A 13,860-nucleotide genomic window follows, 5' to 3' on the forward strand; every position below is an offset into this window, starting at 1 on the left:
AGCCATGACGGACCGCCGCAGCCGCACACGGCGCACGCTCTTCGAGCGCGAGACCGAACTCATCAGCGTCGACGAGGCCCTGGACCGGCTCACCGGAACCGGCCCCGACGCGGCCGGCGGCCTGCTCGCCCTCTCCGGCCCCGCCGGACTCGGCAAGACCACCCTCCTCGCCGAAGTGCGCCGCCGCGCCCTCGCCCGCTCCTGTACCCTCCTCGCCGCACGCGGTGGCGAACAGGAGCAGAGCCAGCCCTTCCACGTCGCCCGCCAGCTCATCCAGCCCCAGCTCGCCGGCCGCCCCGAGGCCGAACTGCGCGCCGCGCTCGGCGGCTGGTACGCCATCATCGGCCCCGCCCTCGGCCTGTGCGCCCCCGAACAGGGCGCCCCGCCCGACCCCCAGGGCCTGCGCGACGGCCTCGACTGGGTCCTCACCCACCTCACCGTCCAGCGCGCCCCCGTCGTCCTCGTCCTCGACGACGCCCACTGGGCCGACCCCGAATCCCTCGGCTGGCTCGCCGCCTTCGCCCCGCGCGCCGAACACCTCCCGCTGCTCCTCGTCGTGGCCTACCGCCCCGACGAACTCCCCGTCCACGCCGAGGCCTTCCGCACCCTGCCCGGCCGGGCCGGCCGGCGCCCGCTCAGCCTCGCCCCGCTCACCGAGGCGGCCGTCGCCACCCTGGTCCGCGAGACCGTCGGCGCCCACGCCGAGGACGCCTTCTGCCGCGAGGCCTGGGCCGTCACCACCGGCAACCCCTTCGAAGCGGTCGAACTCACCGCGAAGGTCCGCGCCCGGGGCATCACCCCCGTCGAGTCCAGCGCCCCGCTCCTGCACGACCTGGCCGCCGCCCAGCGCGGCAGCGGCCTCGTCGCCCGGCTCCAGAACCTCGGCCCCTCCACCGTCCGCTTCGCCTGGGCCTGCGCCGTCCTGGGCACCGCCATCCCCCGGCAGATCGCCGCCCGCGTCGCCGGACTCGGCGCCGAGGAGGCCGCCGGCGCCACCTGGCGGCTGCGCGACGCCCGCATCCTGTCGGGACCCCCGGCCGACGCCGAGGACGAGGACACCGGGCTGGAGTTCGTCCACCCGCTCATCGCCACCGCCATCTACCGGGCCATCCCCGACGCCCTGCGCGTCGCCCTGCACGGCAAGGCGGCCGCGGCCGTCGTCGACGCCGGACTCGGCTCCTCCGCCGCCGCCCGCCACCTCCTGGAGACCCACCCCGAGAACGACCCCTGGGTGGTGCGCACCCTGCGCGAGGCCGCCGCCGAGAACCTCAGGGCCGGAGCCCCCGAAGCCGCCCGCCGCCAGCTCGCCCGCGCCCTCCAGGAACCCCCGGACTTCGACGAACGCGCCGCCGTGCTCTACGAACTCGGCTGCGCCTCCCTCCTCACCGAACCCGCCACCACCGTCAACCACCTGCGGGCAGCCCTCGCCGAGCCCTTCGACGACCCCGCGCTGCGCCAGGGCATCGTCATCCGGCTGGCCCAGGTCCTCGCCCACAGCGACCACCTGCGGGCCGCCTCCGAACTCCTCGCCGGCGAGATACCCCGCGCCCACGACCCGCGCGCCCGGCTGCGCCTGCAGTCCGAACAGTTCATGTGGGACGCCTTCGACGCCGCCGAACCCGACTCCCCGGCCCGCTCCCGCCGCCTGGCCAAACTCGCCGACCGGCTCACCGGCCGCGACCTCACCGAGCGCTACGTCATCGGACTGCGCGCCTGGGACGCCTGCCTGCGCGGCGAACCCCTGGAGGTCTCCCTCCACCACGCCGGGCGGGTCCTGGAACAGCCCTTCAGCTGGGCGCACGAGGACCGGGGCTTCGAGGTCCCGGTACTCGCCGCCATGGTCCACATGTACGCCGACCGGCCCGGCCGCGCCGAGGAGCTGTTCGAGGCCGGCACCGCCGAGTTCGAACGCCAGGGCTGGCACGGCGCCCACCTGTCCTTCGCCTACAGCCTGCGCGCCTACATCCGCTTCCGGCGCGGCCGCCTCACCGAGGCCGAGGAACTGGCCCGGGCGGGCCTGCGGCTCGCCGAGCGCGTGGGCCGCCGTACGCCCGTGCACTGGTACGCCATCACGATCCTCCTCACCACCCTCCTCGCCCGGGGCCGCACCGAGGAGGCCTGGGCGCTCGCCCGGGAGCACGCGTACGGGGAGCCCTTCCCCGCCGCCGTGGTCTTCCCCGACTCCCAGACCGTCTACGCCGAACTGCTCCTGGCCGCCGGGGACCGCAAGGCGGCCGCCGTCGAACTGGAGGCGGTGGACCGGCGCCTCACCCCGCGCGGGATCCAGAACCCGGCCTGGTGCCCGTGGCAGCTGCTCCTCGCCCGCACGGTGGCACCCGAGGACCCCGCCAGGGCCCGCGCGCTGGCCGCCGAGGCCCTGCACCGGGCGCGGGCCTTCGGCGCCCCGTCCGCCATCGGGCAGGCCCTGCGGGTCTCGGCGGAGGTGGCGCCCCCGGAGGCCCGCGCGGCCCTGCTGACCGAGGCGGTCACCCTGCTGGAGGACTCCCCGGCCGCCTACGAGCTGGCCCGCGCCCTCGCCGCGCTCGGCGCCGAGCTCCACGACCCCGACCTGCTCACCCGCGCCCACCTGACCGCCCGCACCTGCGGCGCCGACGCCCTGGAGGCCCGCACCGCGCGGGCCCTCACGGGGTTCGCCCGCGGCGCGGACCTGACCCGGACCGTCCCGTAACGGGCACAGTGGACGCTATGGACCACCACACCAGGCTCAGCGTGTTCCGCAGCGAGGCCGCGGCCTACGACAAGGCCCTGAGGCGGGCGGCCGACGGCGGCCGGGACGGCCCGCCCGTGCCGTCCTGCCCCGGCTGGACCGTCGCCGATCTGGCCGGACACCTCGGCAGCGTCCAGCGCTACGTCACCCACGTCCTCCGCGGCCGCCACACCGAACCCCCCGACCCGACGGACCCGGCCCTCTACGCCCTCCCCGAGGACCCCGCCGTCCGCGCCGCCTGGCCCCGGTACGACGCGACCCCGTACCGGGGCCCCGTGCCCGCGGAACTCCTCGACTGGTCGGCCGGGGCCGCCCGGCAACTGGCGGACGCCCTGGAGGAACTGGGCCCGGACGTCCCCGTGTGGACCTGGTCGGCCGAGCGCACCAGCGGCTTCTGGGCCCGGGTGCAGACCATCGAACAGGCCGTCCACCGCTGGGACGCGGAGTCCGTCACCGGCGACCCGGCCCCCTTCGACCCCGCCTTCGCCGCCGACGCGGTCGCCCAGACCTTCGAGGTCATGGTCCCCGCCCGGCGCGGCTGGAACCCCGCCCCGGCCGGCGCCGGGGAGCGCTACCGCTTCCGGCGGACCGACGGCCCCGAGTCCTGGACGGTGGAGTTCGCCGGGGACGGGGTCCGCCTGGAACCGGGCGGCACGGGCCCGGTGGCCGTCGAAGCCGCGGGCACGGCCTGCGACCTCACCCTGTTCCTCTGGCAGCGGCTGCCCGCCGCCGGGCTGGAGGTCAGCGGCGACCCGGCCCTGCTGGAGCGCTGGTTCGACCTCGTCCCCCCGGCCTGAACCGCGCCGGACGCCCGCTCAGCGGCGCACGCCCTCCGGGCGGTCCGAAGCGTCCGGGCGGGTCCGGAAGGAGCTGACGACGGGGGAGCGGCGCAGGGCCCGGGCCACCGCGACCAGGTCCGGGGTCCCGGCCGGACCGGCCGCGGCCGCGGCCCCGGCAGGGCCCGGCGCCCCCGGACCGGGGTCCGCCGAGGCGCCCCGGCGCAGACCGCGCACCGCGGCGACCACCGCCACCGCGTCCGCCGTCGCCGCCGCCTGGGCGGGCGCCTCGTCACGGGCCAGGGCCTCGGCGAGCGCCCGGCCGCGGACCCCCTGGTCCATGTACGGCTGGAGCCGCAGCAGCCCGTCGCTGATCTGCGTCCTGCGCTGGACCAGGCGCCGGCTCACCGGCGTCCGCCGGGGCAGCCGCAGCGAGCCGGTGTCCAGCCCGGCCAGCTCGCGCACGAACGGGGCGAGGGAGCGGTACTGGCGGTAGTCCGTCCACAGCGCCTGGAGCGCCTGGCCGGCGTGCGGGAGGATGAAGCCGACGGCGATGAACAGGGCGCACACCGAGGCGATCGGCGGGGCCACGTACGTGCTGAGCCAGTCCAGGTCGTGCCCGGTCCAGCGGGCGAACACCGCGACCAGCTTCACCGTGTCGTAGCAGAGGTTCAGGATGAACCCGATGACCAGGAACACCAGCCCCGCCCGCAGCCAGCCCGAGACCTCGCGCAGCCAGGTCCAGGTGACCACCGAGGTGATCAGGCAGGCGGCCGTGTGGGCCCCCAGGTAGAGCAGGATGTGCTCCCGCATCCAGGGGGTGTTGGCGTAGTAGGTGTCCAGGTCGCGCAGCCGCTCGACCGGCACGTCCGCGAAGGCGAAGGTGACCCACAGGCCGGCGACCACGGCGGCGTACGCGCAGCCGATCGTCCGGCTGGTCCGGCGCACCCGCCGGGGATCGCCCCCGCGCCAGTGGATGATCAGGATCAGGCAGGAGGCGCAGAACATCGTCAGCAGCGAGTAGACAAGCGGCGCCGCGAAATTGCTGACGCCGGTGGAGCTGTTCAGCAGGGCGAGGGTCTTGGGCCGGCCGAAGTAGAAGACGGCCGATCCCAGCAGGAGCAGCCCGCCGAGGGAGCGCACGTTCGGGTCGATCCGCCAGAACCTCATGATCACCGGGAGCCGGATGGCGAGGGCCAGGGTGAGGATCGCCGCCGGGATCAGGTACGGGATGTAGAACTTGTCCGAGGTCAACGTCAACCGATCGGTCCGCGGTAGCCCAGCGCGTTGCCTATCCGCCCCGCCACGCCGCCCCGCTGCCCGGCCCCGGAGGAGTCGCCCTCCGCCAGCCACGGCCGGCACCGGTCGCCGAGCATCAGCCCGAAGCGCTCGGCCTCGATCTCCTGGCGGTCCTCGTAGTGCGAGCGCGCCGCGACGCTCGCGTACGTCAGCGACGAGGCGTCCGGAAGCGCCCGGGCGGCGTCCGCGGCCCGGTTCCCGTGCTCCCCGCAGTGGCCGGCGTTCATGTGCCACAGCTCGTGCCCGAGGATGACCAGTTGGTGGTCCGGGGTCGTGTACTTCTCCACGACGACGATGTCGTAGTCCTCCATGTTCAGCCAGAGGCCCGACGTGGTCAGCTCGGTGGGGAAGCGCTCGAAGCGCAGCACGATGGGACGGCCCCCGCGCGTCCGGCTCATGGCGTCGCACAGGGCGCGGAAGAGGGTCTGCGGATCGGCCGGCGGCTCCGGCTCCAGCGTCGAGGTCAGCGTGGCGCACAGCTTGCGCATCGAACGGGACAGGTTCACCGGGCCACCTCCGCGTGCCGCTCGGCGGAGAGCAGCCCCGTGATCATGCCCAGCAGCAGGGTCTCCTGCGTACGGGTCAGGGGTCTTCCCCGGGTGGAGACGGAGACCAGGCCGTACTGGTCCACGAGGTCGGCCATCAGGTTGCCCGATCGGTAGTCGAGGGATTCGAGGGTGGGCCGCAGGGCCCGGCTGACCGCCTGGGCGGGCGTGTCCGTCAGGAAGGAGGCCTCGCGGCCGAAGAAGGCGGCGAACGCCGCGCAGTGGCGCAGGTGCGGCGGCTTGCGCCCCGACACCAGGGCGTCGACCCACCGGACCGGGGCGCCGATCGCGGCCGCGACGTCCGCGACGGGGTAGGGGCGCCCGTCGACGCCGCGGGAGACCGCGTACAGGAAGGCCGCCCGGCGGCGGACCCGCTCCTCGGGCGTGCGGGGCGCGGAACCGGCCCCCTCCTCGCCGCGCAGCAGCGCCGCCGTCACCTCCGGGGGGACACCGGCCCGCTCCGAGAGGGTGCGCGGGTCCAGGATCTCGTCCACGTCCAGTCCTCTCTCCTCGGTGAGCGCCCGTATCCGCTCCAGCGTCACGGCGAGGGGAAGCGGCGGATCGCCAACAGACACGGTCATCCGTCTGTGCTCCCATACGTCCGAGGCCGCCTGCGCGCCCGGGATGGCGGTAGGCCCCCCGGCCGTCGAGTTCCCCACCTTCGGATCGTAGTCGCCGATTCGAAAACGATCGCGGACAGGTGGCGGGGACGGACAGCAAGATACAGCCAGGAGCGCGGGTGGTGGCAGAAAAAGGCGCATGCGGGGAGACGCCCCGGCCGGTAAGGAGTATCTTGCGCGAACGCCCCATACCCGCAGGTCCGGGATCTTCACGGCCCTTCCGCCCGCCCGGCGGCGGCAGGCCCCCCGGGGCCGGAAAACCCGCGCGGCCACGTACCATGGGCCGCATGTCCTTCCTCCGCCGCCACCGCGCCGCCACTCCCGCCGGCCCGGACTTCGACGTCCTGGCCATGGACCCGGGGGACTGGCCGGGCAACCTCGGGGCCGGTCTGCTGCCCGCCCCCGACGGCAGCTGCCAGGGAGTCTTCCTCCGCTACGACCTCTTCGGCGGCCGCGGCCCCGCGATGATCATCGGCAACCTCCCCGAGGGGTCCCCGGCCCGGGACCTCGCCGAGGGCCAGGTGCCCTTCGAGGTGGCCCAGCTCCTCGACGCCCTCGAGAACGACGAGGAGGTCGAGGTCACCGGCACCGAGGACTGCCCCGTCATGCAGGGCGACAACCTCCTCATCGTCCGCAAGGTCAAGCTCTCCGAGAGCCGGATCTCCTGCGTCCAGTTCGACCGCAGCGACAACGTCCTCGTGACGATCGCCAGCTGGGACCGCCCGATCACCGACGACCTCTACGCACTGCTGAAGCCGCTCCCGGCCGAGCTCTTCCAGCAGGGCTAGCCCCCCGGGGGACGCCCGGCTGCCCGGCGGCCCGGCCGTCAGGCGCCGTCCGCGATGTCGTTCGCCGCCACGTGGCCGAAGGTCATCGCGGGCCCGATCGTCGACCCGGCCCCCGCGTAGCTGTGGCCCATCACCGCCGCGCTCGCGTTGCCCGCCGCCCACAGGCCCCGGATCACCGATCCGTCCGCCCGCAGCGCGCGGGCCCGGGCGTCGGTGACGATGCCGCCCTTGGTCCCCAGGTCGCCCGGGACGATCCGGAAGGCGTAGAAGGGGGGCGCCCAGACCGGCGCCAGGCACGAGTTCGGCAGGACGTTCGGGTCCGTGTAGTAGTGGTCGTACGCCGTGTCCCCCCGGTGGAAGTCGGGGTCGGATCCGCTCCACGCCTGCGCGTTGAAGCGGTTGAGCGTCGCCCGCAGCGCGGCCGCCGGCACCCCGATCTGCCCGGCCAGCGCGTCCCAGGTCCACGCCTTCTTCGCGGCCCCCGCGTCGAACCACGCGTCGGGGAGCGGCAGCGTCGGCAGGACGTCCTTGAACAGGTACCGGTTGCGGTAGTTCTGGTCCACGATCAGCCAGGCCGGGATGTGCGAACCCGCCGCGCCCCGGTCCTTCTCGTACATCACGTGCACCACGTCGCTGTACGGCGCCGCCTCGTTGACGAACCGGGTCCCCGCGCGGTTGACCATCAGGCCGCCCGGCAGGGTCCGCTCCGCCAGGCAGAAGTACGGCTCCCCGGGCAGCGGGATCGACGGCCCCCACCACGCGTCCTCCATCAACGCCAGCGCGGCGCCCGCCCGCTGCCCCGCCAGGATCCCGTCACCGGTGTTCTCCTTCGCGCCCACCGACCACTCGGTGCCGATCGGCTGCTGCTGGTAGCGCTCGCGCATCGCCGCGTTGTGCTCGAAGCCGCCGGAGCCGACCACCACGCCCCGCCGGGCCCGCACGACCCCCCGTACGCCCTCCTTCTCCACCACCACCCCGGTGACCGACCCGCCCTCCTGCACCAGGTCCACCAGCGGGCTGTTCAGCCACACCGGCACCCCCGCCCGCATCAGCCCGGCCCGCAGCCCGGTCGCCAGCGCCTGGCCCATCGTCAGCGGCTTCTGTCCGAGCAGCGCCGCCTTCGTACCGCGCGCCAGGCACTCCGTGGACACCGCCAGGCCCTTCGCCGTGACCGCCGCGAGGTTCAGCCACTTGTAGTCCTGGCTGAACACCACCATCCCGGCCGGCACCGGCATGTACGCCGGGTTCAGGTGCGCCAGTTCGGCGCCCAGGACGTTCCCGTCGATCTGGTCCGGTTCGATGGAGCGGCCGTTCGGCAGTCCGCCCGGCAGGTTCGGGTAGTAGTCGCTGTAGCCGTCCATGAAGCGGAACCGCAGCGGGCTGTGCGCCATGACGAAGTCCAGCATCCGGGGGCCGTTCTCCAGGAAGGCACGCTGCCGGTCGGCCGGCACGTCCGGCCCCACCACCGCCGACAGGTACGCCGCCGCCTTCTCCGGGGTGTCCGGCACCCCCGCGCCCAGGATCACCGAGTTGTTCGGCAGCCAGATCCCGGCCCCCGAACGCGCCGCCGAACCGCCGAACGTCGGGGCCTTCTCCACCACCAGCACGCTCAGCCCGCGGACGGCCGCGGTGAGGGCGGCGGTCATCCCCGCGGCCCCCGACCCGACCACCACCACGTCGTACTCGCCGAGCACGCCCCCGTCGGCCCGCGCGGCGGCCCCCGGCAGTACGGCGGAGGCGAGCACCCCGGCCCCCGCCCCGGCGAGGACCGTCCGGCGGGAGGGGAGGGCGGGACGCGCGGGGTCGGCGCTCCCGGACAGGGACACGGCCTCGGTCATGGGCGGGCTCCAGGGGTGTGGGAAGGGGCGGGCTCCGGATCGCTGATGCTGAGTCAGAAAAGGTGTTCGGGGGATCATGTGAAGTCAAGGCACGCGCACCGGGACGATCCGCTCCCCGGACATGACGAATCCCGTGGCCCCCGCACCGGGTGCGGGGGCCACGGGATTCCGTGACGGGGGAGACCGGGGCCCCGGGGCGGGTCAGCGGGTGCCGACCGCCGCCCGGACCGCTCTGCGGGCCATGCCCGCGTCGTCGTGGAGGCGGCGCAGCAGCAGGCGCTGCTCCTCCCCCGAGGACAGGGCCCCCGCGGGCAGCGGCTGGGAGGCGGGCGCGGCCAGCATCGAGCGCTGTACGGCCGTCTCGCACATCCGGATCTCCCGGGTCAGCACGAGCATCAGGTTCACCAGGAAGGCGTCCCGGGCCGCCGGACCGGACGACTGGGCGAGCCGGCTGATCTGGGCCCGCGCCGCCGGGGCGTCACCCAGCACCGCCCACAGCGTGGCCAGGTCGTACCCCGGCAGGTACCAGCCCGCGTGCTCCCAGTCCAGCAGCACCGGCCCGGCAGGGGACAGCAGCAGGTTCGACAGCAGCGCGTCGCCGTGGTTGAACTGCCACGGGGTCAGCCGCAGTCCGTGCAGCAGCTTCTGCAGGTCGCCGTAGTCCCGGTCGGTCAGCAGCCCGAGGCCGTGGTCGCGCGAGATCCGCCGCGCGTAGTCCACCGGGTGGCCGAACAGATCGGCCGGCGGCCGCCACTGGTTGACCCGGCACACCGCGCCCAGCGCCGCCCGTACGTCGGTCCTCGGCGGCGCCTCCACCGGATGCCGCTGGAGGGCGGCCACCCGGCCGGCCATCCGCTCGACGACCAGGACGCAGTTCTCCGGGTCGGCGGCGATCAGCCGGGGCACACGGACCGGCGGGCGGTGCCGGACGAAGGTCCGGTACGTCGCTATTTCGTGCCGGTACCGCTCGCGCCACTCGGGCGAGTGGTCCAGTAAAACCTTAGCGACCGCGGTCATCCGTCCCGTCGTACCGACGAGGAGGACCGACCGGCCGCTGCGCCGCAGCACCTGGACCGGGGCGAACTCCGGACAGATCCGCTGCACCGACGCGAGCGCGGTGCGCAGCTGCGCACCCTGCGGGCCGGAGAGGTCGATTCTTCCGCTGAGCGGCTGCGATCCGGCCGCCGGCATCCGCCGCGCCCGGACGGCGCCCTGCGCCGCCACCGGCTGGCGGCCGGGTTCGAGGGTGAGGCCGCCGCCCCCCGCCTGGAGGGTGCGGTGCGGGCGGACCGGGGCGGACACGGAGGACGTTGCTGCGTACATGGCGTTTACGGTTCCCTTCGTGCGCCGACGAGTTGCGTACGCCACCCCGCCGGATCCCGTGCTTCACCCTGGGGAGTTCCGCCGGTGAACCGGGTCGGGGAGGCGCATTCCTACCTGACACCCGGCGGCAGGTGGCGAACCACGGGGCGTGCCCTGGCGAACCCTGGCGAATAGTCCACGGGGAACTGACAGGGGGTTACTGTCAACTCAGCCGAGAACCTGGGGGCTTGACGTGAGCAAGGGTCCAAACACCCGTCTGAACGACCTGTTCGGCCTGGCCGGCTGGTCGAAGGGCGAACTCGCGCGGATGGTCAACCGGCAGGCGGCCTCGATGGGCCACCACCAGCTGGCCACCGACACCTCGCGGGTGCGGCGCTGGATCGACATGGGGGAGACCCCGCGCGAACCGGTGCCCACGGTACTGGCAGCACTGTTCACCGAGCGGCTCGGTCGTGTCGTGACCATCGAGGACCTCGGGTTCGTACGGCAGCGGCGCACCACCAGGAGGCAGCCGGACGGGGCGAAGGAGAACCCCGACGGAGTGCCCTGGGCGCCCGAACGCACAGCCGCGGTCCTCACCGAATTCACGGGAATGGACCTCATGCTCAACCGTCGCGGCCTGATGGGCGCGGGAGTCGCGCTCACCGCCGGCTCCGCCCTCAGCAACGCCATGTACGACTGGCTGCAAGGCGACCCCGCCACCGCCAAGGACCCGCAGCGGTTCGGCGACCCCTACCAGGCCGACCCGGCGGGCTACGACCGCTACGAGGCGGCCCCCATCGGCTCGCAGGAGATCGAGGCGCTGGAGCGCTCGGTCGAGGTCTTCCGGGCCTGGGACGCCTCCAGAGGCGGCGGTCTCCAGCGCAAGGCTGTCGTCGGCCAGCTGAACGAGGTCGGCGGCATGCTCGCGTACCACCACCCGGACCACCTCCAGCGCAGGCTCTGGGGGGTGGCGGCGAACCTGGCGGTGCTGGCGGGCTGGATGTCCCACGACGTCGGCCTCGAGCCCACCGCGCAGAAGTACTTCGTCATCGCCGCGCACGCGGCCCGCGAGGGCGGCGACCGCCCGCGCGCCGGCGAGGCCCTGTCGCGGGCCGCCCGCCAGATGGTCCACCTGGGCAAGCCCAACGAGGCGCTGGACCTGATGAAGCTGGCGCAGGCCGGCTCCGGGGAGCAGACCCTGCCGCGCACCCGCGCCATGCTGCACACCATCGAGGCCTGGGCCCAGGCCGCCATGGGCAAGGGGCAGGCCATGCGCCGCACCCTGGGCGAGGCCGAGGACCTGTTCGTGTCCGACAAGGGCGACGTGCCGCCCCCGTCGTGGATGCAGCACTTCGACGAGGCCGACCTGCACGGGATGCAGGCCCTGGCCTACCGCACGCTCGCCGACCACGACGCCTCGGCCGCCCCGGTCGCGGCCCGGCACGCGCGGGAGGCCCTGCGGCTGCGCGGCGACGGCTACCAGCGCTCGCAGATCTTCGACTACATCTCCATGGCCTCGGCCTGCTTCATCGCGGACGACCCGGAACAGGCCGACCGCTACGCCCGCCTGGCCCTGGTCTCGATGAACGAGACCTCCTCGCACCGGACCTGGGACCGGCTCCGCGAGATGTACCGGCTCACCGGCCAGTACGCCGGGTACGGGCGCATCGAGGACCTGCGCGAGGAGATCGAGCAGGCCCTCCCGGACAGCCCCTCCCCGCGCGCCCCGCGCACCGCGGAGGCGGAGGTCTAGGGGGCGGTGCCACGCACCACGCGGGACGGGAGCGTACGACGGACGGAACGGGGCCGCGCCTCAGGCGCGGCCCCGGGGAAACGATCCATGGGGGGAGCGGGAGCAGGAGCAGGGCGCTAGCCGCCGATGCGGGCGACCAGCACGCAGGCGTCGTCCTCGCGCTCGCTCTCGCCGAACTCCTCCGTCACCATCCGCACGCAGTCGCGCGCCGACCGCGCCACCGAGAACCGCGGCGCGAGCGCGAGCAGCCGCTCCGTCCCGTCGGTCCGGCTGAACCCGACGCTGCGCGAGGTGAGTCCGTCGGTGTGGAGGACGAGCACGTCACCCGGCTCCAGCTGTTCCTCGGCCTGCCCGTACACGGCCCCCGAGGTGGCGCCCAGCAGGACCCCCTCCGGTGGCTGGAGCGCACGCCCCCGGCCGTGGCGGAAGAGCAGCGGCGCGGAGTGTCCGGCCTGTGCCCAGGAGAGCAGGCGGCGGTCGGGGTCGTAGCGGCAGCAGACGGCCGAACCGAGGGCGGGCTGCGCGGAGTTCTCCAGCAGCTGGTTGAGCCAGCCCATCAGCGGGCCCGGTTCGATGCCGGCCATGGCCATCCCGCGCAGGGCGCCGAGCAGCATGGCCATGCCCGAGGTGGCGCTGACCCCGTGTCCGGTGAGGTCGCCGACCGTCAGCAGGGAGCGTCCGTCGGGGAGTTCGAGCGCGTCGTACCAGTCGCCGCCGATCAGCGTGCTGGTCGAGGAGGGGAGGTAGTGGGCCGCCACGTCCAGCGCGGCGGCGTTGTCGTGCGGGAACCGCAGGGAGCCGCGCCACGGGGGGAGCACGGCTTCCTGCAGCTCGACCGCCAGCCGGTGCTCGGTCTGCGCGATCTCCCGGCGGCGCTGGAGCGAGTCGCGTGACTCGCGCTCGGCCCGCTGGCTGCGGCGCAGTTCGCTGACGTCCCGCAGCACGGCCCACATCGAGGCCGTGCAGCCGTCCGCGTCGAGTACCGGCTCGCCCCTCATGTGCAGCGTCCGGACGCGGCCGTCGGCCCGGACGATGCGGAACTCGCCGTCTATCGGCTTGCCGTCGACCAGGCAGTCGGTGACCATCGCGGTCAGCATCGGCTGGTCTTCGGAGAACAGGGTGGAGCCCAGTTCGTCGAGGGGGAGCGGGCCCGCCTCGGGGGAGCGGCCGAAGATCTGGAAGAGCTCCTCGGACCAGGTGACCTCGTCCGTCAGCAGGTTCCACTCGGCGCTGCCGACCCGGGTCTGGCGGTCCTCGGCGGCGGACTCCGGCGGCGCCGGGGGGAGTTCGACGTACTCGGGGACGGGCGGCAGTCCTTCCTTGAGCTGTCCCAGGTGCTGGCCCAGGTCGTCGAGGTGGTGCACGGCGAGGTCGCACAGCGCGCGCTGCCAGCGGCCCTGGGCGTCGTCGTCGTCCACGACGGTGTCGCGGCGCACCGCGTCCACCTCGCCGCGGAGCCGGCGGGTCTGCGAGATCAGGGCGTCCACGGATCCCGGCTCGGGCGGCTGCGCGGAACGGTCCGCGTACAGGTGGGACGGCATGAGCACTCCGATACAGGCGCGGCACGGCCAGGTCTGACAGAAGGACCGGTTACGACTGTGGCACAGCCCGGGACGGCCTGTAAGGCGTTTGGCAACATCCGTAACGTTCTTGCTCACGGCATATGCCGAAGGCCTCCCGTTTACCTCCCGTCCGTACGAACATTTCCGGTCAGTATCGGAGTGCTCCGGGCCGTCAGACGCTGAGCGGCACCGCGTGGATCTCGTCGGCCGGGTGCCCCGCCCGCTCGTGGATCTTCTGGACCGCCGCCGCCGAGGGGGCCTCGGACAGGCAGTAGACCTCGCCGGACGCGGGGTCGGCCCAGGCGCGCTGGAAGGTCACCTTCTCCTCGGACTGGATGGCCAGGTCAGCCTTGTGGGCTTCCATCAGCTGGTCCGCGGTGATGCCCTTCATGCCGTGGTGGACATCCATGAACTGGGCCATCGCCGTACACCTCCTCACGTGTCGCCAACGTGTACGGATCTGCTTCCATCGTCCGCCCGCAGCCGGAAATCGGCCTTCCGGAAGGTGCGGGTCGATCGTACGGGCGAGACGTACGAGACCCCCGGTGCGGCAAGGGCGGCCCGGACCGGGGGCGGGGTCACGTCAGGGGCACCACTCGAACGAAGGACCCCGTCCGTCACTTCCGCTTCCCACCTCACCCGGTGA

General features: G+C 74.1%; 11 protein-coding genes. 4 read left to right on the forward strand and 7 right to left on the reverse strand.

Annotated features, from left to right (window positions below; translation table 11 throughout):
- The first annotated feature begins 4 nt into the window (after positions 1 to 4).
- Positions 5 to 2,689 carry an AAA family ATPase gene (locus AB0O29_RS17680; protein ID WP_365152612.1) on the forward strand — a complete coding sequence of 895 codons (2,685 nt, stop codon included), beginning with the start codon at positions 5 to 7 and terminating at the stop codon, positions 2,687 to 2,689.
- A 17-nt stretch (positions 2,690 to 2,706) separates the two neighbouring features.
- Positions 2,707 to 3,525: a maleylpyruvate isomerase family mycothiol-dependent enzyme gene (locus AB0O29_RS17685; protein ID WP_365152614.1), complete on the forward strand. Its 819-nt coding sequence runs from the start codon at positions 2,707 to 2,709 to the stop codon at positions 3,523 to 3,525.
- Between the two features lie 18 nt (positions 3,526 to 3,543).
- Here the strand turns inward: AB0O29_RS17685 and AB0O29_RS17690 are convergent, their stop codons facing one another.
- Genes AB0O29_RS17690 through AB0O29_RS17700 form a run of 3 tightly spaced genes read right to left on the reverse strand, consistent with a single transcriptional unit; the run spans position 3,544 to position 5,929 of the window.
- On the reverse strand, positions 3,544 to 4,764 hold the full coding sequence (locus AB0O29_RS17690) for an MAB_1171c family putative transporter (protein ID WP_365152616.1): 1,221 nt from the start codon (positions 4,762 to 4,764) through the stop codon (positions 3,544 to 3,546).
- Complete coding sequence (locus tag AB0O29_RS17695) at positions 4,761 to 5,291, reverse strand: toxin-antitoxin system, toxin component (RefSeq protein WP_365152655.1); 531 nt, start codon at positions 5,289 to 5,291, stop codon at positions 4,761 to 4,763. Before AB0O29_RS17695 ends, AB0O29_RS17690 begins: the two co-directional genes overlap by 4 nt.
- 14 nt (positions 5,292 to 5,305) lie before the next feature.
- The gene (locus tag AB0O29_RS17700) at positions 5,306 to 5,929 is read right to left on the reverse strand and encodes a hypothetical protein (RefSeq protein ID WP_365152618.1); all 624 of its coding nucleotides are present in this window, start codon (positions 5,927 to 5,929) and stop codon (positions 5,306 to 5,308) included.
- A gap of 326 nt (positions 5,930 to 6,255) precedes the next feature.
- On the opposite strand from AB0O29_RS17700, the gene AB0O29_RS17705 reads away from it, so the two are divergent.
- Positions 6,256 to 6,756 carry a hypothetical protein gene (locus tag AB0O29_RS17705; RefSeq protein ID WP_344168321.1) on the forward strand — a complete coding sequence of 167 codons (501 nt, stop codon included), beginning with the start codon at positions 6,256 to 6,258 and terminating at the stop codon, positions 6,754 to 6,756.
- Positions 6,757 to 6,794: 38 nt separating this feature from the next.
- On the opposite strand, the gene kstD is transcribed toward AB0O29_RS17705, so the two are convergent.
- Together kstD and AB0O29_RS17715 are read right to left on the reverse strand one after the other, a co-directional pair.
- Positions 6,795 to 8,594, reverse strand: a complete 1,800-nt coding sequence (gene kstD / locus AB0O29_RS17710) for a 3-oxosteroid 1-dehydrogenase (RefSeq protein ID WP_365152620.1) — start codon at positions 8,592 to 8,594, stop codon at positions 6,795 to 6,797.
- A gap of 201 nt (positions 8,595 to 8,795) precedes the next feature.
- Positions 8,796 to 9,917 carry an aminoglycoside phosphotransferase family protein gene (locus tag AB0O29_RS17715; RefSeq protein WP_365152622.1) on the reverse strand — a complete coding sequence of 374 codons (1,122 nt, stop codon included), beginning with the start codon at positions 9,915 to 9,917 and terminating at the stop codon, positions 8,796 to 8,798.
- A 232-nt stretch (positions 9,918 to 10,149) separates the two neighbouring features.
- On the opposite strand from AB0O29_RS17715, the gene AB0O29_RS17720 reads away from it, so the two are divergent.
- Complete coding sequence (locus tag AB0O29_RS17720; protein ID WP_365152624.1) at positions 10,150 to 11,652, forward strand: hypothetical protein; 1,503 nt, start codon at positions 10,150 to 10,152, stop codon at positions 11,650 to 11,652.
- Positions 11,653 to 11,768: 116 nt separating this feature from the next.
- On the opposite strand, the gene AB0O29_RS17725 is transcribed toward AB0O29_RS17720, so the two are convergent.
- The gene (locus AB0O29_RS17725) at positions 11,769 to 13,193 is read right to left on the reverse strand and encodes a SpoIIE family protein phosphatase (protein ID WP_365152626.1); all 1,425 of its coding nucleotides are present in this window, start codon (positions 13,191 to 13,193) and stop codon (positions 11,769 to 11,771) included.
- Positions 13,194 to 13,386: 193 nt separating this feature from the next.
- Positions 13,387 to 13,635 (reverse strand): SCO4226 family nickel-binding protein, encoded by a 249-nt coding sequence (locus AB0O29_RS17730; RefSeq protein ID WP_365152628.1) that lies wholly within the window; start codon positions 13,633 to 13,635, stop codon positions 13,387 to 13,389.
- Positions 13,636 to 13,860 lie beyond the last annotated feature (225 nt).

Origin of the sequence: Streptomyces sp. NPDC089915 (genome assembly GCF_040684675.1) — a bacterium.
Lineage (GTDB): Bacteria > Actinomycetota > Actinomycetes > Streptomycetales > Streptomycetaceae > Streptomyces.

What these genes read in the sequence shown, in the direction of transcription:
- kstD (WP_365152620.1), bottom strand. Translation starts at nt 8,594, where the DNA reads ATGACCGAGGCCGTGTCCCTGTCCGGGAGCGCCGACCCCGCGCGTCCC.
- AB0O29_RS17695 (WP_365152655.1), bottom strand. Translation starts at nt 5,291, where the DNA reads ATGCGCAAGCTGTGCGCCACGCTGACCTCGACGCTGGAGCCGGAGCCG.
- AB0O29_RS17685 (WP_365152614.1), top strand. Translation starts at nt 2,707, where the DNA reads ATGGACCACCACACCAGGCTCAGCGTGTTCCGCAGCGAGGCCGCGGCC.
- AB0O29_RS17715 (WP_365152622.1), bottom strand. Translation starts at nt 9,917, where the DNA reads ATGTACGCAGCAACGTCCTCCGTGTCCGCCCCGGTCCGCCCGCACCGC.
- AB0O29_RS17680 (WP_365152612.1), top strand. Translation starts at nt 5, where the DNA reads ATGACGGACCGCCGCAGCCGCACACGGCGCACGCTCTTCGAGCGCGAG.
- AB0O29_RS17705 (WP_344168321.1), top strand. Translation starts at nt 6,256, where the DNA reads ATGTCCTTCCTCCGCCGCCACCGCGCCGCCACTCCCGCCGGCCCGGAC.
- AB0O29_RS17700 (WP_365152618.1), bottom strand. Translation starts at nt 5,929, where the DNA reads ATGACCGTGTCTGTTGGCGATCCGCCGCTTCCCCTCGCCGTGACGCTG.
- AB0O29_RS17725 (WP_365152626.1), bottom strand. Translation starts at nt 13,193, where the DNA reads ATGCCGTCCCACCTGTACGCGGACCGTTCCGCGCAGCCGCCCGAGCCG.
- AB0O29_RS17730 (WP_365152628.1), bottom strand. Translation starts at nt 13,635, where the DNA reads ATGGCCCAGTTCATGGATGTCCACCACGGCATGAAGGGCATCACCGCG.